The sequence below is a fragment of the Myxococcales bacterium genome, assembly GCA_016703425.1.
Taxonomy (GTDB): Bacteria; Myxococcota_A; Polyangia; order Polyangiales; family Polyangiaceae; genus JADJCA01.
The window spans coordinates 405432-426340 of sequence record JADJCA010000002.1 but is presented as its reverse complement, the minus strand read 5'-3'; the positions used below and the strand labels follow the sequence as shown (position 1 = coordinate 426340).

Annotated in this window: 15 protein-coding genes; 11 read left to right on the top strand and 4 right to left on the bottom strand. The window is 68.8% G+C overall.

Going from position 1 to position 20909, the window contains the following annotated elements:
• The first annotated feature begins 84 nt into the window (after positions 1–84).
• From IPG50_08160 to IPG50_08140, 5 genes are all read left to right on the top strand, one after another.
• The gene (locus tag IPG50_08160; protein MBK6692164.1) at positions 85–996 is read left to right on the top strand and encodes a hypothetical protein; all 912 of its coding nucleotides are present in this window, start codon (positions 85–87) and stop codon (positions 994–996) included.
• A gap of 28 nt (positions 997–1024) precedes the next feature.
• Positions 1025–2719, top strand: a complete 1695-nt coding sequence (gene ade / locus IPG50_08155; GenBank protein MBK6692163.1) for an adenine deaminase — start codon at positions 1025–1027, stop codon at positions 2717–2719.
• A gap of 644 nt (positions 2720–3363) precedes the next feature.
• The gene (locus IPG50_08150; GenBank protein MBK6692162.1) at positions 3364–4761 is read left to right on the top strand and encodes a hypothetical protein; all 1398 of its coding nucleotides are present in this window, start codon (positions 3364–3366) and stop codon (positions 4759–4761) included.
• A gap of 102 nt (positions 4762–4863) precedes the next feature.
• Complete coding sequence (locus IPG50_08145) at positions 4864–5877, top strand: putative zinc-binding metallopeptidase (GenBank protein ID MBK6692161.1); 1014 nt, start codon at positions 4864–4866, stop codon at positions 5875–5877.
• A 175-nt stretch (positions 5878–6052) separates the two neighbouring features.
• A complete protein-coding gene (locus tag IPG50_08140) occupies positions 6053–7066 on the top strand; it encodes an ATP-grasp domain-containing protein (protein MBK6692160.1) in 1014 nt (337 codons plus the stop codon).
• Positions 7067–7131: 65 nt separating this feature from the next.
• Here IPG50_08140 and IPG50_08135 read toward each other — a convergent pair whose 3' ends face one another.
• On the bottom strand, positions 7132–7815 hold the full coding sequence (locus tag IPG50_08135; protein ID MBK6692159.1) for a hypothetical protein: 684 nt from the start codon (positions 7813–7815) through the stop codon (positions 7132–7134).
• 210 nt (positions 7816–8025) lie between these two features.
• Here IPG50_08135 and IPG50_08130 point away from each other — a divergent pair, with 210 nt between their 5' ends.
• The 4 genes from IPG50_08130 to IPG50_08115 all read left to right on the top strand — a co-directional run bounded on the left by IPG50_08130 (position 8026) and on the right by IPG50_08115 (position 13899).
• A complete protein-coding gene (locus IPG50_08130; GenBank protein MBK6692158.1) occupies positions 8026–9084 on the top strand; it encodes a hypothetical protein in 1059 nt (352 codons plus the stop codon).
• A gap of 82 nt (positions 9085–9166) precedes the next feature.
• Positions 9167–10048: an alpha/beta hydrolase gene (locus IPG50_08125; GenBank protein MBK6692157.1), complete on the top strand. Its 882-nt coding sequence runs from the start codon at positions 9167–9169 to the stop codon at positions 10046–10048.
• Positions 10049–10615: 567 nt separating this feature from the next.
• Positions 10616–11992, top strand: a complete 1377-nt coding sequence (locus tag IPG50_08120; protein ID MBK6692156.1) for a POT family MFS transporter — start codon at positions 10616–10618, stop codon at positions 11990–11992.
• Positions 11993–12009: 17 nt separating this feature from the next.
• Positions 12010–13899, top strand: a complete 1890-nt coding sequence (locus IPG50_08115; protein MBK6692155.1) for a SagB/ThcOx family dehydrogenase — start codon at positions 12010–12012, stop codon at positions 13897–13899.
• Between the two features lie 54 nt (positions 13900–13953).
• Here the strand turns inward: IPG50_08115 and ftsH are convergent, their stop codons facing one another.
• Complete coding sequence (gene ftsH, locus IPG50_08110) at positions 13954–15795, bottom strand: ATP-dependent zinc metalloprotease FtsH (protein ID MBK6692154.1); 1842 nt, start codon at positions 15793–15795, stop codon at positions 13954–13956.
• 97 nt (positions 15796–15892) lie between these two features.
• On the opposite strand from ftsH, the gene pheS reads away from it, so the two are divergent.
• On the top strand, positions 15893–16936 hold the full coding sequence (gene pheS, locus IPG50_08105; protein MBK6692153.1) for a phenylalanine--tRNA ligase subunit alpha: 1044 nt from the start codon (positions 15893–15895) through the stop codon (positions 16934–16936).
• Positions 16933–19002: a phenylalanine--tRNA ligase subunit beta gene (locus tag IPG50_08100; protein ID MBK6692152.1), complete on the top strand. Its 2070-nt coding sequence runs from the start codon at positions 16933–16935 to the stop codon at positions 19000–19002. Before pheS ends, IPG50_08100 begins: the two co-directional genes overlap by 4 nt.
• 13 nt (positions 19003–19015) lie before the next feature.
• Here IPG50_08100 and dinB read toward each other — a convergent pair whose 3' ends face one another.
• Both dinB and IPG50_08090 read right to left on the bottom strand, forming a co-directional pair.
• Positions 19016–20230: a DNA polymerase IV gene (dinB, locus tag IPG50_08095; protein ID MBK6692151.1), complete on the bottom strand. Its 1215-nt coding sequence runs from the start codon at positions 20228–20230 to the stop codon at positions 19016–19018.
• An 80-nt stretch (positions 20231–20310) separates the two neighbouring features.
• Positions 20311–20901, bottom strand: a complete 591-nt coding sequence (locus IPG50_08090; protein ID MBK6692150.1) for an alpha-ketoglutarate-dependent dioxygenase AlkB — start codon at positions 20899–20901, stop codon at positions 20311–20313.
• Between the last annotated feature and the right edge of the window lie 8 nt (positions 20902–20909).

Below are 20909 nucleotides of genomic sequence, written 5' to 3'. Positions count from 1 at the left end.
CGGGATTGCCGCTGGCGTTCGGCAGCCAGCTTCGGCGGCGGGGCGCGGCCCAGTCGTTGCTCTACCTGCGCCCAGGAGGTCATCATGAATCGAAAGCTGTCTTTGGAAGAGCTCGGGGCTGTTGCCGGAGGGCGCACGGTGCACGCCGGGGTGTGGCCCGCGGAGGTGCAACGCCTTCACGACGAAGGCGTCGCCACCCTCGAGGGCAACGGCGCTTGGCTTGGCGGCGCCGCTTTCACGGGCTCTCGGTTCACGCCGGTAGACACCACGTCGAGCGCCGCGTCAGGGCTGCTCAACGCACTCGTCAATGAGCCCAACGGCTGGCGTGGCACGCCGAACGGGCAGGGCTCCGCGCCGTCCTTCCGCAACGTCGCCAACGACCTCCCGGCAAGCCGTCTGGACAGCGCAAACTTCTTCGGGCCCGCCGGCAACCTCGAGCGCTTCGCGCCCCAGGGCGGCTCCAACTTCATGAATGAGGAGCGCGGCGATGGACTGAACTCGTTGAACGAGATGCCGGCGTCCTTCTCAAGGAACGAAGGGGGCGGCTTCGGTGCCCGCGAAACGACGGCGCTCGACGCGCTCAACACGAGCGGTGGTGGTGCGGCCTTCGGGAACGGTGCGAACGGGACGATCCTCGATGAGACGAGGCACGGCCGCGCGGCGGACTTCCTGCTGAACGGATCGGGCGCGCTGAACAACCTCCCCCTCGATGGGCTTGCAGCGCGTAGTCAGCCATTGGCCGACCGACTCCCCGTTGCTCCCGCCACCGGTGGCGGCGGGATGAGCAACGAGGAGCTGATGGCCTCGATGGGGATGCCGGTGCAGCCGAGCAGCGGCGCCACCGGCCTCGGGGCCCAGCTCGGCACCCGGGTAAGGCCCCACCGGCCCGGGATTCCCCCGAACGCCCCGCTGGCGCGGGCGTGCCTAACGACAAGGTCGACGCAGGCTCGCGCACCGGTCGTCGGCGACTCTTCGTGGGGCTTACTTTCCGGGTAGCCCGCCCATCGGCTACGCTCACGCGGCCATGCACAACCCGCCCAACCGCTCACGCCGCGTCGCCGCCGCCATGGGGAAAGAGCCCTCGGACGTCCTCCTCACGAACGCTCGCGCGCTCGACGTGTTCACCCTCACGTGGCGTGAATGCGACGTGGCCATCGCCGACGGCGCCGTCGTCGGCATCGGTCCGCGTGGCGACGTGCCCCTCGCGGCCACGCGCACCGTCGATCTTGGCGGTCGCGCCGTGGTGCCCGGCTTCATCGACGCCCACGTGCACGTCGAGAGCTCGCTCTTGGTGCCGGAGAACTTTGCGCGCGTCGTCGTCCCGAAGGGGACGACGACCGCGATCTGCGATCCCCACGAGGTCGCCAACGTCGTCGGCGTGCGGGGCATCGAGACGTTCCTCGATGCCGCCGAGCGCATGCGCGACTCGCTCGATCTTCGCGTCATGATCAGCTCGTGCGTCCCGGCGACGCACATGGAGACAAATGGCGCCGGCGTCCTCTCGGCCGCTGCCCTCTCGCCGCTTCGTGCGCGCCGCCACGCGCTCGGCCTCGCGGAGGTGATGAACGTCCCCGGCGTCATTCACGGCGACCCCGAGGTCTTGGCCAAGCTCGACGCCTTCGAGGGCACGCCCATCGACGGCCACTGTCCGCTGCTCCGCGGACGCGAGCTGTCGGCGTACGCCGCCGCCGGCATCCGAAGCTGCCACGAGAGCTCGGAGCTCGAAGAGGCGCGCGAGAAGCTGACCAACGGGATCTCCGTTTGGATTCGTGAGGGCAGCGTCGCCAAAGATCTTCACGCGCTCTCGCCGCTCCTCACGCTCGAGACGTCGATCGCCATGGGCTTCTGCACCGACGACCGCAACCCGCTCGACATCGCGACCGAGGGGCACCTCGACTACCTGATCCGCGGCGCCATCGCCCGCGGCGTTCGCGCCGAGGTCGCCTACCGCGCAGCTTCGCTCAGCGTCGCGCGTCACTACGGCCTGCGTCATCTGGGCGCCGTCGCGCCGGGCTTCGACGCCGACCTCGTGGTCTTGGACGACGTGGCGAGCTGCGCCGTTCATCAAGTGTTTCGTCGCGGGGTGCCGGCGAGCGAGCTCGCTTTCCCCTCGCTCGCCGACAAGACAGGGGAGGGGACCATGCGCGCCGTGGTCCCCGCGGAGAGTGATCTCATTGGCCCCGCGGGGCGCGTGCACGTCATCGGCGTTCGCGGCGGTCGCATCCTCACCGATCACCACGTGATGAACCACGACGCGCCGGGCGTCGCGCGCCTCACGGTCCTCGAGCGCCACGGCCACGGCGTCCCGCCGGCCAACGGCTACGCCTTCGGCTTCGGCGAGACCTTCGACGGCGCCATCGCGTCGAGCGTCGGCCACGACAGCCACAACCTCATCGTCTGCGGCAAGACTCCTCGCGACATGCGCGTGGCGCTCGCCGCGCTCGTGGAGGCCGGCGGCGGGTTCGTCGTCGTCAAAGGCGGTGCCGTGTCGGCTCTCCTCCCGCTCCCGGCCTTTGGTCTCATGTCGCGGCAAGACCCTCGCGAGATCGAGCGCGCGCTCCTCGAATTGCGCGCCGCCAGCAAGGCCGCCGGTTGCGTCCTCGCCGAGCCGTTCCTCCAACTCGCCTTCCTGAGCCTCCCCGTCATCCCTTCTCTCAAGCTCACCGACCGGGGCCTCGTCGACGTGGAGAAGTTCGCGATCATCTCCGTCGCCGCCTAGCCGCCCCGAACCCGCGCCCGCACGCCGTGTCTCGCCGCAGCGACGACAGGTCCGCGTCCGATCCATCCGTGGGCTATCGACGGCTCTGCGCTAGTGTCGGACACGCGCGCGCGTTCTGGCGCAAAACGCCGATGAATCGTGCGAGATGCCACGGCGCACGGTCGGGGCGGCGACGGTAAGAATTTGCTGAGGTCGGATCCCGCAACTGGCGTCGTTCGTGCTCAAGTGTCCTCGGGACCGACGGAGCATTCACGAACGGGGCACGTGGGTGCTCCGTCGTCCCAATTCCAAGACCAACGAGCGGCGGTGCGAAAGCGCCCCCGCTCTTTTTTTTTGCTGTTCGCGCGCTCGAGGTTCGAGCCACCGATCGCACGCGATCCACGCATGGTGCCCTCGCTCCTCTGCGCTCGTGTCGGACATCCTCAGCGTTGCAGCCGAAAGCGCGGCGAATCGCGGCGTGCGTCCTGGGAGGCGCCAGGCTGGGGCGTCGCGAAGCGTTGGCGCCGTTCGTGCTCAAGCTCAGTCAGGACCGACGGAGCATTCACGCACGGGGCATGTGGGTGCTCCGTCGTCCTACTTTCAAGAAGCGTGGGCTTTCAAGAAGCCTGACTCCCGAGAAGCGCGGGGCCTCTATACTGGCCCGTATGCCGTCCGGGAAGCCGTCCGGGAAGGCGGTGGCGCTCGTCGTCGTTGGCTCGCAAGCCGGGCAGATGATTCGCGGCCGCGCGGCGCCGGGCGCCGACATCGAGGCCGTGAACCTGTCGCGCAGCGCCGCCGAGCCGATGGGCGCCGAGGACCCGACGCGCATCGCGCGCGCCGACCACCGAGGCCGATTCGCCGGCAGTTTCGCCATGCGCGAAGGCGATGTGGTTCGCGTCCGAGCGCGCGCGAAGCGCGGCCCTACCGAGTCCGTGCTCTTCGACGCGCGGGCCACGGGGCGCGCTCCGAGGCCGCCTCGCGTAGCGCTCTTTCGCATCGGTCTCGTGCCGTACGACGAGGCTCGCGTCGCCGTCGTCAACCTCAGCGCGAGCCGTCCCCTCGCGGCGCCCGGCGTGCGTCTTCGCTTTCTAAACTCCACCACCGGCGAGACGCTCGACCTCGTGACGAACGAGAAGGGCAGCCTCCCGGGTCGGCCGCTCATCGGCGCGCGCGCCGGCGAGACGCTCTCCGTCGCCGTCATCGCGGGGCGGTCTCGTCACGTGGGCGAGCTTAGCGTCCCAAGCGCGGCGCCGTTGCCACGCGGCGCCGTGAAGCCGTGCGCGCGGCTTCAGCGCCTCGGCGCCGTCCCCGAGCGGCGCGTGCTCGCCGGGCCCCTGTTCGTGGGGCGCCCGCGCGCCGCTGATGTGTTTCAGAGCGAGCTCTCGAACTGTCACGTGGCGAGCGCCGCCGCGGCCGTGGCTCACGTCCAGCCCGCCGTCTTGGCTCGCGCCATCGTCGCTCGCGACGCCGCGCGCTCCTCGTACCGCGTTCGCCTCTTTCGCCGCGGGTCCCGACGCGCCGAAGACATCGTGCTCGACGCTCAGCTCTTCGTGCGGCCTTCCGGCGACTTGTTGTACGGCGCGGCGTCGTTGCCTCCAGGCTCACCGCGCACGCCCACGCCGCGCGCCTTGTGGTGGCCGCTGCTCGAGAAGGCCTTTGCGAGTCGAAAGGGCAGCTACAAGAGCCTCGGTGACGGCGGCTGCGCCGATCTGGTGCTCGCCGACCTGCTGGGTCGGTCGCCGCACCGCTTCTTCGTCGATGGCGCCCGTCCCGGCGAAGACGACCGCGTCTTCTCGGAGCTCTCGCGCGCCTTCGCAGAGCGCCGGCCCGTTTGCGCGGGGACTTGGACGGGCCAACCGCGTCGCTACGTCCGAACGGGGCTCGTGCCCAACCACGCGTACACGGTGCTTGGCTGCAGAAGCGTTCGAGGCCGTCGCTTCGTGACCGTGAGAAACCCTTGGGGCGAGGAGGCGATGGGGCCGCCTCGCCGACGGGGCGGCGCCCTCGAGCTTCCGCTCGAAGTGTTCGTGCGCCTCTTCTGCGTCGTGCAAACCGTACGCTGACGCGCTCCGCCAGGAGCTCGCGGTGAGCGGGAGAGGGAGAACGAGAGGGACTGGGAGCGCGGATTTGTCGCAAGCGCGACCGGGCGCCTCTACCATTGGCGCGTGAGCCAGCCCTGGGAATCGCTCTCCGACGAAGAGCTCCTCGCCGTTCGGCTCTGCGACCTCAACGTTCGCATCGAAGGCAGCGAGCTCGAGCCTCGCGTCGACAAGCTGCTGGCGGCGCTCGCGTCCCGCGGGCTCTCCATGAAGCCGGCCTTCTACCTCGCCGATGAGTGGCTCTCGCCGACCGGCGTGCCGGCCATCGCGATTCCGTTTTACCTCGCCCATCCGCGGCTCAAGCAGCTCGAGATGCGCCAGATGATGGAGGTCGAAGGCGGCACGCCCGAGTGGTGCGACAAGCTCATGTTCCACGAGTGCGGTCACGCCATCGATCACGCGTACCGTTTCTCGACGCGGCCCGCCTGGCGCGCGACCTTCGGCGATCCGCGCGTGGACTACCACCCGGAGACGTACCGGCCGCGGCCCCACAGCAAGGCCTTCGTTCGCCATCTGCCCAATTGGTATGCGCAAGCTCACCCCGACGAGGACTTCGCCGAGACCTTCGCCACCTGGCTCGCGCTCCCTCCGGAGGAGTGGCGCAAGCAATACGCCGGCTGGCGCGCCCTCGAGAAGCTCGAGTACATCGACTCGCTGATGCGCTACGCCGCGAAGACGCCGCCCAAGGTCAAAGGTGGGCGCCTCATCTCACGGGTGTCGCGTTTGAAGAAGACCCTCGCTCGCCATTACGCGGCGAAGCGAAAGGTCTGGCAGGCCGACTACCCGGACTTCTACGACGCCGACCTTCGGAAGATCTTCGGCGAGATCACTCCAGGCGACGAGCCGGCGGCTCGGTTCATGCGTCGCTACCGAAGGTCCATCGTCTCGTCGACGGTCACGTGGACCGGCGAATCCAAGTACACCGTCGACGGCCTGGCCGCGAAGCTCATCGCACGAACCGCGACGCTCAACCTTGGCACCCGCGCCGACGAAGGCGCGCTCCTTCTTGAGATCGGCGCGTACCTCGCCACGCTTGTCACCAACTACCTTCACACGGGCAAGTTTAAGCGGAGCGTCTAGTGCACAGCCGTCGATGTTCCATCAACGTCCGAAGGCGGGCGTCTCGCTGCGCGAGGCGCCGGTGCACTAGACGATTCTCTTGGGCTTCGCCCAAACGGCGAATTCGGCTCCGCGAATTCGCTTCTGCACCGCGTAAGGCGGAGCTAGCGCTCATCTCAACGGCGGTGCACTAGTCATGCGAGTCGTCGTCCTCTTCGACATTCACCGGCAGCTCGAGCCCGACGAGACCTTCTCGATGAAGGAGCTTCGCAAGGAGGAGGCGAAGGCCACCGAGGCCGACGTCATCACGGCGCTCCGCGCCTTGGGCCACGAGGTGGAGCAGCTCCCGGTCTACGACGACGTGGGTCTCATGTTCGAGCGGTTGACGAAATTCGCGCCCGACGTCGTCTTCAACCTCTGCGAAACGTTCTTCCTGGACCGCGCCCACGAGCCGAACGTGCCGGCGCTCCTCGACCTCATGAAGCTCCGCTACACGGGGGCGAGCCCCGAGGCGCTCCTCTTGTGCAAGGACAAGGCGCTCGCCAAGAAGGTCCTGGCGTTTCATCGGATTCGCGTGGCCGGCTTCGTCGTCTCGACGCGTTCGCGACCGCTAAAGAAGCTCCGTCGCTTTCGCTTTCCGGCCTTCGTGAAGCCGCTCGGCGAAGAGTCGAGTGACGGCATCAGCAAGGCGTCTTACGCGCGCAACGAGGTCGAGGCGCTGGCGCGCGCGCGGTTCATTCACGACAGCCTCGAACGCGACGCGCTCATCGAGGAGTACATCGAGGGGCGAGAGCTCACGGTCGGCGTCCTCGGAAACCCGCGCGTCCTCGCCCTACCACCACGCGAGATCTTCTTCGGCGTCGACGACGGCGTTGACCACGACGGGAGGCCGCGCTTTACGACGAGCAAGGCCAAGTGGAACGACGCCTACCGAAAGAAGTGGGGCATCAAGAACGGCGCCGCGGCGGCGCTCCCCGCGGGCGTTCCCGAGAAGCTCGCGAAGACGGCGCGCATGGCGTATCGAGTCTTGAAGATCCGAGGCCTCGCGCGCCTCGACGTCCGCCTCACGGCCAACGGCGACGTGGTCGTCATCGAAGTGAACCCGAACCCGTCGCTGGCGAAGACCGACGACTTCGCGATGTCGGCGGCGGAAGCGGGACTGAGTTACGAGGCGCTCATCCAGCGCATCTTGGACAACGCGATGCGGTAGGTCGTTCGCGAGGGCGTTGCGTGGCGGCGCTCGCGTTGGACCGTTCGCGAAACTCGCAGACGCGCTTAGCGAGCTCTGGCAAGTCGGAGGTCGCCAAACGTACAGAGCTCGGCCAGCACGAGAACCTCGCCGCGCTGACGATCGATGCGGAGCGTCACCGGGCACGGGACGCTGCGGCGCGGGGGCGTCACCTCGTCGGTCGTGCCATCGGCCCAGGGAACGGTCTGCGAGGGGACGACCACTTGGCCGCCCACCTTGAGGGAAACGGTCGCGCCCTCGTCGTTCGAGGCGTTGACCACGACTTCGGCCTCCGCCGACGCGAAACGACCAACGAGCGCCCCGACGGGCCGCTGCTCGAGTCGCGCGTCGAGGCGCTCGTCGCCGCCAATCGAGGGGGGACGCTCGATGGCGCCGTGGACGAGGAGGCCGTCTTTGGCTCGCTGCAGCGTGAGGCTCAGCCCCGCCGCAACGGTCACCGTCGACCTGGCGTCGCCGGGCGAGAGTGGCACATCGACGACGTGTTTCGTTCCAGCGGCGTGACCAAGGGCGCCCGACAACGTGAGCCCTCCCGCGCGGGACCTGATGCGAAGGCTCGTCGGGGGCCCCGTGACGCTGTCGTAGACGCCGGGCGAGAGGCGAGCCGCCAAGGTCGCCTCGTCGACCATCGGCGACTCGTCTTGCTCGGCAAGCCATGAGCCCCCACAGCCGGCGATGCAGGGAACAAGCAGGAAAGCGAAGAGCCTTGTCATGGCGCACCACGAAGCACCGGCTGTGCCGAGCGACGTCGGGCGCGATCGCCGGCGTTTTTCAACGCGAGATGAACCTCGTCAGCGACGCGGTCTGGATCGACGCGCCGAGCAACATTTCGGGCCGTGGTCTTTCCGCCACAAGGGACGGGCTCGAGTGCGGCCTCGCGACGACAGAGGCGCACGGCCCGACGTGGGCGCTAGGATGCCCCCATGCGCTTGACCACGAGGCTCCCATGGTTGCTCCTCGCAGGCGCGTGCACCGACACGGCGGCCGTTGGAACGAGCACTGAGCTCCGCGATGCGGGTGTGGGGGCATCGATCGACGGGGGCGCGGCCCGCGGTGATGACGGCGGGCTTCTGGCCGGTGACGGCGCCGCGGCGAATGACAGCCAGCCACCCGCGAACGACGCTGGCACCGACGCCCCGGCGAAAGACGGCGGCGTCGTCACGACCGACGCCGGTCCCGGCTCGCGCTTCGCCCTCGACTTTCCGAGCAACGTCACCGGCGCCGACCAATCGGCACCGTTCGTGGCGCTCCAGTACGACGATCCTCATCTCCACGGCCTACCCTTCGCCGGGCCCGGCAACGCCGGCGTCACGTACCTGTGGCGCATCCATCAACGCGCGCAGACGGGCTACTACGTCACGCTGTGGTGGGCCCAAGGCGACGGTGGCTTCACGCCCGGCGCGCAATACGTGGGCGGTCATCCGTACCCGAAGGCGGGGAACAACACGGGGACGGTTCAACGTTGGGAGATCGCCGCTCCCTCCGGTGGCGACTACTTTGACACTCGCGCGGGGCTCGGCACGTCGAAGGACGTTGTCTATGGCGTCTGGCGCACGCAGGCGCTTCGTGTCGTGCGGAACGCGAACGCCTCGAAGACCTACACGTTCTACACGGCGCTGCCTTCCGTTGCGCCGGTCGATGTGCTCGAGTGGACCTCCAGCACCGGCGGCGACGTGGCGGAAACGCCTCCTCCGAGTCCGAAGCTCACCATCGGCGATAGCCCGTGGTTCGCGAGCTACCAACACGAACGACTCAGCGGCCTCTTCGGGGAGCTCATCATCGAGGCAGCGGCGCGCTCCGAGGCCGAGATTCTCGCTCAGGCGGCGGACCTGAAGCACCTCACGTCGGCGTTCGCTGCCAACGTTTGGTACTGGAAGCCGGGCTGGCGCTCGGTCAACGACGTTGCGTGCGAAGCCGGGACCGGCCGCAGCCTGTATTGGGCCGACGGGGCGCACAAGGCGAGCCTCGGAGCCTTGCCGTAGCGATCCAGAGGACGGCTCCGTGCTCGGACCGACGCGCGATGGGCGTTTGGACTGCGGCCCGACTCCGCTATCGTCATCGATCGTGCAGCTTCGCAGTCTCGACGTGGGTGTTCGTCTTCGCTACGCAGACTACGGCGGCGAGGGGCCACCCATCGTCCTTCTGCACGGACTCGGTGGGTTGCACCTCAACTGGATGCGCCTCGCGCCAGCGCTGACGCGCCATGGGCGGGTCCTCGTGCCCGACTTGCCCGGTTTCGGTGGCACAGCGCCCTTACCCGCCGGCACCACGATGGCGGGGCTCGGCGCCACGCTCGAGCGGTTCCTCGAGGCCCTCGCACCGGGCCCCGTTACCCTCGGCGGCAACTCCCTCGGCGGAACGCTCTCGCTGCTCTTCGCGGCCCAGCACCCCGCCAAAGTCGCGAGCCTCCTCTTGTTCGCGCCAGCGGTGCCGCACGCGTACTTCGAACCCTTCGACGTCCGTGCGTTCTTCACCATGGGCGCCGCGATGCTGCCGCACTTCGGTCCCGAGAGCGTTCGCGGCCGTGCCATCCGCGTGGGACCCGAGCGTCTCGTCCGCGAGATGATGGCCTTCATGACCCACGAGCGGCGCCGGATCCCGCACGACGTGCTCGTCGCGCACATCGAGGAGGCTCGCGCGCGAATCGACAAGCCCTGGGTCGGCACCGCCTTCTCCGACGCGCTGCGCTCGCTCTCGTGGGTCCTCGTCAACCGCCTCAGCTTCGGCGAGAAGGTTCGTGCGATTCGCGCGCCGGCGCTGGTCTTCGCGGGCGACAAGGACCGGCTCGTCCGGGGGCGGTCCATCCGGCAGATGTGCCTCCTGAATCGAGCCTTCCAGTTCCATCATTGGGGCGACGTGGGGCACGTCCCGCAGCTCGAGGTGCCCGAGCGGGTCATCCCGCTGGTAGAGCCGTTTCTCGCCGAACTGCGGCGCGCTGCCGCCTAGGCGTCAGAGGCATCGCGCGCCTTGCCCGTCGGCCCGCGCCGGTGGCCGGGTCGGGCCTCGGGGTTCGCGCGGGGGGGGGGGGGGGGGGGGGGGCCGCGGGGCGGGGGGGGGGGGGGGGGGGGGGGGGGGGGCGGGGGGGGGGGGGGGGGGGGGGGGGGGGGCTCTGGGGGGGGGGGGGGGGGGGCGGGCGGCGGCGGGCCCCGCGCGGGGGGGGGGGGGGCCGCCGCGGGCCGTGCGGGCGGGGCGGCCGCGCGGGGGGGGGGGGGGGGGGGGGGGGGGGGGGGGCGGCGGGGCCGGCGGCGCGCCCGCCCGCGGGCCCGGCGGGGGGGGGGGGGGGGGGGGGGGCCGCGGGCGGGGGGCGCGGGGGGCGGGCGCGCGGGGGGCCGGCGGGGCCCTGGGGGGGCCGCCGGGGGCTCGGGGCTGGGTGCGGGGGGGAGAAGGCCCCCGCCGGGGGGCGAAAGCCAGCCGGCCAGGCGGGCCCGCCTGGGCCGGCGCCAGTCGTCTCGGCCACGGCGCATGGCTTCACGTCCTTCCCCTCTCGTCGCGGGCGTGCGATGACCTTGGGACATGAAGGCGCTGCCGCCCCAAATCAAGTTCATCATCGGCAACGAGGCCGCGGAGCGTTTCAGCTTCTACGGCATGCGGAACATCCTCACGGTCTTCCTCGTGGACTACCTGCTCTCGCGGGCCACGGCGCAGAGCGAGCGGGAGGCGCAGGCGAAGTCGATCTTCCACCTCTTCGTCGTCGGCGTTTATTACTTCCCGCTCTTGGGCGGCGCCCTCGCCGATCGCTTCCTCGGCAAGTACCGGACGATCCTCTGGCTCTCGATCGTCTATTGCGCCGGCCACGGGTGCCTCGCGCTCTTCGAGAGCGACAAGACCGGCTTCTTCGTCGGACTGTTCCTCATTGCCCTCGGCTCCGGCGGCATCAAGCCGTGCGTGTCGGCCTTCGTCGGCGATCAGTTCACGAGCGAGAACAAGTCGCTCGCCAAGACGGTCTTCGCGATCTTCTATTGGTCCATCAATTTTGGCTCGTTCTTCGCGTCGCTCCTCATCCCCAAGACGCTCGAAAGGTACGGCCCCAAGGTCGCCTTCGGCATCCCTGGCGTCTTCATGGCGCTGGCGACGCTGATCTTCTGGCTCGGCCGCGGTCACTACGTCCACTCGCCGCCGCAAGGCCGAAACCCGCACTCGTTCTTGCGCGTCATTCGCTCGGCGCTGAAACACCGCTCCCGGCGGCCGACGGGCGAGCCGCTGCTCGACGCGGCGCTCGCCGAGCATCCTCCCGACGCAGTAGCGGGCACGCGCGCGGTCTTTCGCGTGCTCAAGATCTTCGCCGCCATTCCCTTCTTCTGGATGCTCTTCGACCAGAAGGCCTCCGCGTGGGTCCTACAGGCCAAACGGATGGACCTCGACGTCTTGGGCTTTCGCTTCGCGCCGTCGCAGCTTCAGTTCATCAATCCGCTCCTGGTCATGATGCTCGTTCCGTTCACGGCGGCGGTTGTGTACCCCGCCGCCGAGCGCTTCGGCTACACGCTGACGCCGCTTCGCCGCATGACCATCGGCATGTTCTTCGCGGCGGCCTCGTTCGTCATGGTCGCGGGCCTCGAGCTTTGGATTGCCGGGGGCGCGAAGCCCACAGTGCTCTGGCAGCTCGCGCCCTACCTCGCCCTGACCATGGCGGAGGTTCTCGTGTCGGTGACAGGGCTCGAGTTCGCGTATTCCCAAGCGCCGCCGTCGATGAAGAGCACGGTCATGAGCTTCTGGAACCTCACGGTGGCCATCGGCAACCTGGTCGTTGCCGTCGTGGCCAAGCTCAACGTCTTCAGCGGCGCGGCGTCGTTCCTCTTCTACGCAGCGCTCATTTCTTTCGCTGGCATCTTCCTCGGGTTCGCCGCCAAAAAATACGTCACCGTCGACTACTATCGCGAGCGAGCCGGCTGAGCCGTTGGAGCTGCTTGGTGGTTGAGCCTTCCCAGTCGCGCGTTCAAGTCGCCCTCGCGTACCACGAGCGGTCGAAACATCGACCGGGCGCCTACGCTCGCGCGCGCGAGTTCGTCGACTGGGACACGCAGCCGAGCCCCTTCCGCGTCTACGACGGGGCGCCGAACGTGCTCCTCAGCGAGGTCCCCGTCGCCGAGACGGCGCGCCTGGCGGCGGAGCGCGGCGGCATCATCGGCCCCGCCTACGACGAGCTCTTCCTTCCCGGCGCGATCCCGCCGGAGAAGCTCGACGAGGAGAGCCTCGCGCGCTTCCTCTACGACAGCCTCGCGCTGGCGGCCTGGCGCAAGGACGGCAAGAGCCGCTGGTCCGTTCGAGTGAACCCGTCCAACGGGAACCTCCACCCGACGGAAGCCTATTTCGTCATCCCGCCCATCTCCGGCGTTGGGCCCCGGCCCGCCGTTTATCACTACAGCCCGCTTCTTCACGCCCTCGAGGTGCGTCGCGATCTTTCGCCCGACGACTGGGAGGAGCTCGCGATTCCTTTGCCGACCGACACGCTGCTCGTGGGGCTTACGTCGATCGTGTGGCGCGAGGCGTGGCGCTTTGGCGAACGCGCGTTTCGCTTCTGCCAACACGACGCCGGTCACGCGGCCGCCGCCATCGCGCTCTCGGCGGCGTCGCTCGGCTGGGGAACGCGTCGCGTAGCGGGCCTCACCGACGACGATCTCGCCGTTCTCGTCGGCGTTCATTCTCAGCGTGGGCCCGAGGCCGAGCAACCGGTGCTGCTCTTGGCGGTGTCGCCGAGCTTTGCCGTTCAAGCGAACGAGCCGCTCTATCCGGCGTCATCCGTCGGGCTCTCGTCGCTCACGCCAGCGTTCGTCGAGCGCGCACGAAAGGCGACGTGGCGCGGAACGCCGAACGTGCTCAGCGCAGCCCATCACGATTGGCCGATCCTCGACGTGGTGGCCCACGCGACGCGCCGCTCCGCCGTTGAAACGACCATCCCGCCGCCGCCGCCTTCGTCGGCCACGCTCCTCGACAACGACAAGACGAAGACCTTCGACGACGAGCTGCCGCTGGCGCTGACGCGGACCATCCGAGGGCGTGGAAAGCTCACCTTCAAGCTCGCGCGTATGTCGCGGCCCGCCTACGAGCTGCTCCGCGTTGCCAACGATGAGCTCGCGCTCTCGTGGCGCAAGGCGTCGGCCGACATTCGCCCGGCGCTGGCTCGCGTGGCCATTCGTGGTCGAAGGAGCGCGACGCAAATGAACCCGCGAACGCGCGTCTCCAAGGAGACCTTCTTCCGCATGCTCGCGCGGACGTTGCCCACGGGCGGGCACCCGGTCTTTGACGCGTTGGGGCGTGCGCCGGCCCTCCACCTCCTGCTCTTCGTGCATCGCGTTCGCGACCTAGCGCCGGGGACGTACCTGCTCGCGCGCGACGCGTCGCGCCTCGCGCAGCTGCGAACGTCCTTCGACCGCCCCTTTCTCTGGAAGAGCGTCGAGTCGCCGCAGAAGCTGCCGCTCTTTCTCCTGGAGCGCGGCGATACGCGCGCCCTTGCGCGCTCATCGTCGTGCCATCAGGCGGTCGCTTCCGACGCCACGTTCGTGGCGTCCATGCTGGGGCGCTTCGAGTCGCTCCTTCGCGAAGAGGGTGCGCCGACCTACCGCTCGCTCCACTGGGAGGCGGGCGCCATTGGGCAGGTGCTCTACCTCGAGGCGGAGGCTGCTGGCCTGCGCGGGACCGGACTCGGCTGCTTCCTCGATGACTTCGTGCACGAAGCCGTCGGCCTTACGGGCCGTGAGCAGCAGGTGCTCTACCACTTCGCCGTGGGTGGGAGTCGCGACGAGGTGCGCGGCGAGACCATCGACCCCTACGAGCACCGGCGCGACATGATCGAGCGGTAGCGCGCCGGCGACGGAGGCGCTGTTTCGATGCAGCCACGTCCCGGGCGGCGCCCGCTACGAAGGGCCCACGAGGGCGGCCAGCTCGGCGCGATCGAGCGTCTCCTTTTCGAGCAAGGCCGCCGAGACGCGGTCGATCGTGTGTCGCTTGGCAGAGAGCAGTGCCTTCGCGCGCGCGTACTCGGTGTCGATCAGCGATTTGATCTCGAGGTCAACGGTGCGTGCCGTCTCGGCGCTGATCTCTCGTCCCCCTTCCATGTCGAAGAACCCGCCGCTGCCGCGGCCCGCCGCGCGGCCCGAGCTGACGGGGCCCAGGGCACTGCTCATCCCGAACCGCGTCACCATGAGTCTCGCGAGCTCTGTCGCGCGTTCGAGGTCGTCTTCCGCCCCCGTCGACACTTCGCCGAAGACCACATCTTCTCCCGCGCGGCCTGCCAGCAACACACAGATGCGGTCGTGCAGCTCGTGCTCCGTCATGAGGTAGCGCTCCTCAGTGGGGAGCTGCAGCGTGGCACCGAGAGCGCCGATGGAGCGAGGAATGATGGTGACGCGGTGCACCGGATCGGAGTGTTCGACGGACAGCGCCGCGACCGCGTGTCCCGTCTCGTGAATGGCGACGCGCCGCTTCTCCTCGCGCGTCATCACGCGACCTTCACGTTTGAGGCCGAGCTGGATTCGGTCCACGGCCTCCTCGAAGTCCCGCATGGTGACCTGTTCGCCGTCGCGCCGCACGGAGGCGAGCGCCGCTTCATTGACGACGTTGGCGAGATCGGCTCCCACCATGCCAGGCGTTCGCTGCGCCATGACGGGGAGATCAACATCGGGGCCCATCACGATCTGCTTCACGTGCACCCTCAAGATCGCCTCTCGTCCGCGCACGTCGGGCCTACCCACAATCACCTGTCGATCGAAGCGACCCGCACGCAGCAACGCCTTGTCCAGAATCTCGGGACGGTTGGTCGCCGCCATGATGACGAGCCCAGCGCCGGAGTCGAAGCCATCCATCTCGACGAGGAGCTGATTCAACGTCTGCTCACGCTCTTCGTTTGACGCAAATCCGGCAGCGCCCGCTCGCGTCTTTCCGACGGCATCGAGCTCGTCGATGAAGATGATGCAAGGGGCGCGGCCCTTCGCCTGAAGAAACATGTCGCGTACGCGTGAGGCGCCAACGCCGACAAACATCTCCACGAACTCGGAGCCACTCATGGCGAAGAACGGCACGCCTGACTCGCCAGCCACGGCCTTGGCAAGCAGTGTCTTGCCTGTGCCCGGCGGTCCTACCAGCAAGACGCCTTTTGGAATTCGCGCCCCGACCTTGCGGTACTTGGCCGGCTCTTTGAGAAAGCTTACGACCTCGACGAGTTCGGCCTTCGCCTCGTCGATGCCGGCAACATCGGAGAAGGTGATGCGGTTCTCGGGGCCCAAGTCGTAGAGCTTTGCGTTGCTCTTGCCGAAAGTGAGCGGACCGCCCCGCCGGCCTCGACCCAGGATGCCACCGCCGAGGAACAAGAGCGGAAGGAGCAAGAGCGGCAGCGCGGACAAGAGGATGGGCCAGAAGTTGCTCTGACTCTCGGCCTTGCCCGTGAGTCTCGTGCCGCTCGCGCGGAGCGCAGCGAGGAGCGTCGGATCTTCGATGTTTGGCAGACGCTCGACGGTCACAAGTTCGGTTTTTCCGCCCGGCGCCTCGCTCTTCAGCGTGGCGAGGATGCGCTCGCTTCGGAACTCCGCTTCGGCGACCTTTCCGCCTTGGGCCAGCGCCAATAGCTCGCTGTACGGCACGATGCGGGCCCGTGGCTCTTCTCGGAGGACGCGGCTCTGCAGCGCCCACAGACCGGCGAGCACGACCACGAAGACGAGCGGAGAGCGGAGCTGGCGCAGGATGCCTTTGTTGTCGGGCACGCGGGAAGCGTAGCGTCTCGCGCCGCCGCGAGCGTCACCATTGCCAGCGACCTCGACCGAGCGCCGCGTTCGCTGGTAGTCTCGTGGCCCCAAAAACATGACCGACCAGCCAGAAAACAGCGGCGAATCGATCCTCGGAGAGCTGCGCCGCTCGCTCGCCGCCGGCGTGACACGCGAGGAGCTCCTTAACCTGCGCGTCTTGCACCTCGGCAAGAAGAGCCCCTTGCGGCAGGAGCTCCGTCAACTGGGCGCGCTGCCCGCGGACCAGCGCGCGGCGCGCGCGACGCGGCTCAATCAGCTGCAAGCGGAGGTGGAGGCGGCCATCGCGAAGGCCGAAGAGGAGCTCGCCAACGCGGAGCTCATGAGCCCCGCCGAGTGGCTGGATGGCACGCTGCCGGGAACGGTGCCGCCGCGCGGCTCGCGGCATCCGCTCACCGAGGTCGTCGAGAAGTGCCTCGAGGTCACGCGCGAGTTTGGCTTCGAGCTGGCAGAAGGGCCCGAGATCGAGGAGGCGTACTTCAACTTCGATGCGCTCAACATCGACGAGCACCACCCGGCTCGCGACATGCAGGACACCTTCTGGCTCCCCGGTGGGCGCGTGCTCCGAACCCACACGACGACGGTCCAGGCGCGCGTCCTCAAGGGACATCCGCCGCTTCCCGTGCGCATCGCGTCGCCGGGCCGCGCCTATCGCAACGAGGCCGTCGACGCGACGCACCTCGCGATGTTTCACCAGTTCGAAGGCCTCTGGGTCGACCGCGGCCTCGTGTTTCCCCACCTGATGGGCCTGCTCTCCGAGATCGCTCGGCGCGTCTACGGCGGTGCTGCCAAGTTTCGCTTCAAGCCCAAGTATTACCCCTATACCGAGCCCTCGCTCGGCATGGACCTCGCGTGCACGGCCTGCGACGGCGCCGGTTGTGCCGCGTGCCACGACGCTGGCTGGCTCACCGTCTTGGGGGCCGGCATGGTGCACCCGGAGGTGCTCCGCGAGTTCAACTACGATCCGTCAGAGGTCGGCGGCATCGCCTTTGGCCTCGGCATCAGCCGCATCGCCTCCCAAGCGAGCGGTGTCGAGCACATCAAGCGACTCTACGAGCAAGACCTGCGCGTCTTCGCCGCCGTGCGCCGAGGTGGCCTATGAAAGTTGTTCTTTCGCACCTTCGTCGGCTCGTCGACTTGCCCGACGAGCCGCGCGCCGTTCGCAGCTTGCTCGACGACGTCGGCATCGAGGTCAAGCGCGCGCTGACCGATCCGGCTCTCGGTGTGGTCTTCACCGTTGAGTTGCTCGCCAATCGGGGCGACCACTACGCCTACGGCGGCATCGCTCGCGAAGTGCACGCGCGCACCGGCGGAGCGTTGAGGCTGCCCTCGCCCAAGTCGTTGCCACAAGTGACTAGCGGGCGGGCCCGCGTGACGGCCGGCGGAGCCGCGTGCCTCGCCTATTCGTTGACGCCGCTCACGGTCAAGAGCGGCACCGGCAAGTTGCCGGCGGAGGTCTCGGCCGTGGTGCAGGCGGCGGAGCTCGGCTCCGAGCTGCCCATCGTCGACGTCACGAACTTCGTCAACCTCGAGCTGGGCCAGCCTCTCCATGCCTTCGACGCCGCCAAGGTCGTCGGCGACGTGTCCGTGCGCTTCTCCCGCGCCGGCGAGATGGCTTGGTTGCTCGCCACCAAAGAGCCGACGCCGGTCCCCGAAGGGACGCTCGTCATCGCGGACCAGGAGAAGATCCTGGCCATCGCCGGCGTCATCGGGTGCGAAGACTCGGCCATGACGGCCGCGAGTCAGGCGGTGCTCCTCGAAGCGGCGACGTTCGACCCGGTCCTCGTTCGCAAGGCCAGCCGAGCCCTCAACGTGGCCACGGACGCAGCGGCGCGATTCATGCGGGGTGGTGACCCGACGCTCCCCGCCGTGGGTGCGACGCGAGCCATCGAGATCCTGGTGGCGGCGGGCATCGTCGCGGCACCGGAAGCCCTCGAGATGGCGGCGACGTTCTCCGAGCCGGGGCGCGTCTTGACGCTCGGCGTGGCCTCCACGAATCACTTCATCGGCGCCGAGCTGTCGCGGGTTGAGATGATCGAGCGGCTCGGTCGGCACGGCTTCTCGTGCGCCGGCTCGGGCGATGAGCTGCTCGTGACGGTGCCTCCGCATCGCCGCTGGGATGTGGAAGAGATCGCCGACGTGCACGAAGAACTCGCCAAGTCGGTGGGCTACGGCGCGCTCAAGGTGAGCGTTCCCGTTGCCGTGCGTGGCGCGAGCCCGTCGGCAGCGGAGGCGCTGCGCCGATCCGTCGACGATGTCATCGTGGGCTACGGCTTTCACGAGATCTTCACCAGCGGCTTCTACGGCCGAAGCTCGCTCACCAAGCTCGAGCTTCCGGAAGGCGACCCGCTCTTGTCGCATGTCGAGACGATCAACGCGCTCGACCGCGACTACACGCTGCTCAAGAACAACGCTCTCGTTCATGCGCTCGAGACCGTTGGCGTCAACCTCGACGTTCGTCTCTCGGACGTGCGCGCCTTCGAGTGGACTCGCACCTTTCACCTCGATCCGAACGCTGAGAACGGCTTCTCGCGCGAGACCGAGCTCTTCTGGCTCGTCGCCGCCGGCGCGGCGCCGGGGTCGTGGCGGAGCGTCGACGGCCACGCGCCGCTCGACTTCTTCTTCCTGCGCGGCGTCCTCGACGAACTCCGCCTCGCGACGCGCGTCGACCTTCGCCTCGACGCGAGCGTTCCGCACCGACTAGACCGGCTCTTTCACCCGCAGCGGCGCGCGTCGATCCTGGTCGGCGATGCCATCGTCGGCATTCTCGGTGAGCCGCATCCGGCGGTGCTGCGCGGCTTTCGCATCAAGCACGCACGGCCGGCGTACCTCGAGATCGAGTGGCGCAAGCTCGTGGGGGCAGCGCCCAAGAAGTACACCGAGCCGCCGGTGCTCATGCCGGCCCGCCGCGATCTTTGTTTCGACGTTCCCCGCGGCATCACCGCCGACGCCATCGTTTCGGTGATGAGGGGGCTGGCTCCGCCCATGGTGGCCTCCTTCGACGTGACCGACGTCTTCGAGGACAAGACGCGGCGTTCGGTGACCTTCGCCGTGGGCTTCCACGGCGGCGAGGCCACCACGAACGTGGCCATGAACGAGACCTGCCAGAAATTCGCCGACGCGGTCAGCGCGAAGTGGGTTGCGGAGGGCGTGAAGCTTCGGGGATAGACTGCTCGACTCGCTACCGCCGTCGCTTGCGGGTTTCGAGGAGCGACGCGGGCAGGAGCAGCGCGCCTTTGGCTTCTCCGAGGCGCTCGAAGCGGCCTCGCGGGGCGTCGGCGCGGGTTCCCGACTCGGCCGTGTCGTCGTCCTCGAACTTGCCTCGGACGCGTTGCACGACGTCTTCGACCTTGCTGCGCCGCGCCAGCGATTCGTCGGGAAAGAGCGTGAGACGCGTGCCGCGGGGCACGAAGTCGGCCGTGGAAATCCCCGTGAGCCTCACGGGACGGAGCGGGAGGTCTCGCACGATGCGGCGCGCGGCGTCGTAGAGCGTGACCGTGTCGGAGATGGCCTCTGCGAGGGTCACCCGACGCGTCCGCACCGTGAAGTCCGAGTACTTGAGCTTCACGGTCACGACGCGTGTGGCCAGCTCGGCGCGCACGAGGCGCGTGGCGATGCGCGCGGCGTGGGCCAAGAGCGACCGGTCGATGTCGTCCCAGGTCGCCAGGTCTTCGTCGTAGGTCTCCTCGGCTCCGATGGACTTGGCGGAGCGATCGGGGACCACGTCGCGGACGTCGTCGCCGCGCGCTAGCGCCTGGAGGTCGGCACCGTGGGGCCCGAAGGTTCGCTCCAACAGTTCCGGGGAGGCCGCGGCGAGATCGGCGAAGGTGTGAAGGCCTGCCGCGTGGAAGCGCGGGGCGCTCTTCGGGCCAACACCCCACATGCGCTCGATGGGCAAGGGCGCGAGGAAGCTCGTGACCCGCTCGGGAGGCACGACGACGAGGCCGTTGGGCTTCTCGAGATCGCTGGCGATCTTGGCCACGAACTTCGAGGGGGCCACGCCGGCCGAGGCCGTAAGGCCGACCTCGCGGGCGATCTCGGCCTTCATGGTTCGGGCGATGGTCTCTCCGTCGCCGAAGAGGCTTCGGCTCGCCGTGACGTCGAGGAACGCCTCGTCGATGGAGAGGCCCTCGACGAGCGGCGTGTAGCGCTCGAAGACGGCGAAGACCTGCGCGCTTATTTCGGCGTATCGCTGATGGCGCGGCGAGACCACGAGAGCGCGCGGCGCGAGGCGCATGGCTTCGGCCATGGGCATGGCCGAATGCACGCCAAAACGGCGGACCGCGTAAGACGCGGCCAGCACCACGCCGCGTCGCTCGGCGCCGCCCACAATGACCGGCTTGCCCTTGAGGCTCGGGTTGTCGAGCTCCTCGACGGACGCGTAGAAGGCGTCCATGTCGACGTGGAGGATCGTCCGAGGCGTCACGGGCCGAGCGTAGCGCACGCGCGCGCAAGGAGACGTCACCTGTGCATCGCTCAGCGCTCGATGCGGCGGAACGTCATGTTCAGACGCGGGCCGTCGGCCTGCTCTTTCGGGATCCCGTGGTTCCAGTGGCGTTGGACCGCGCTGCTCATCAGCAAAAGGCTTCCGTGACCGAGCCGCAACTTGTGACCACCGGCAGCCCGATCTCGCTTGTGCTTCGGGCGAAGCACGAACGTGCGCGCCGCGCCCAGCGACAGCGACGCGATGACGGGCTCGCTGCCGAGCTCGGGCTCGTCGTCGGCGTGGAATCCCATCGAGTCTCGTCCGCCCCGGTACAGGTTGCAGAGCACGCTGTTGAACGGGACGCCCGCCACCGCCGACGCGCGTTCGGCGAGCGCACGAACAGGTCCGTGCCACGGCCGCGGCTCTCGCGTGACGCCGCTGTAGCGGTACGTGGCGCCCGGGTCCCCCATCCACAGCGACAGTCGCGGTTGCGGAATGCGCCGACCGAAGAGGACGACGTCTTCTTGCACGAGCGGCAGCTCGGCGAGCAGCGTCTCAAAGAGCGCGTCGGCTTCGGACCTTGCGAGAAAATCAGCGTTGTATTGGAGCGTGCCGCCGAGGGGCAGTGCGATGACCTGCATCAGGCGTC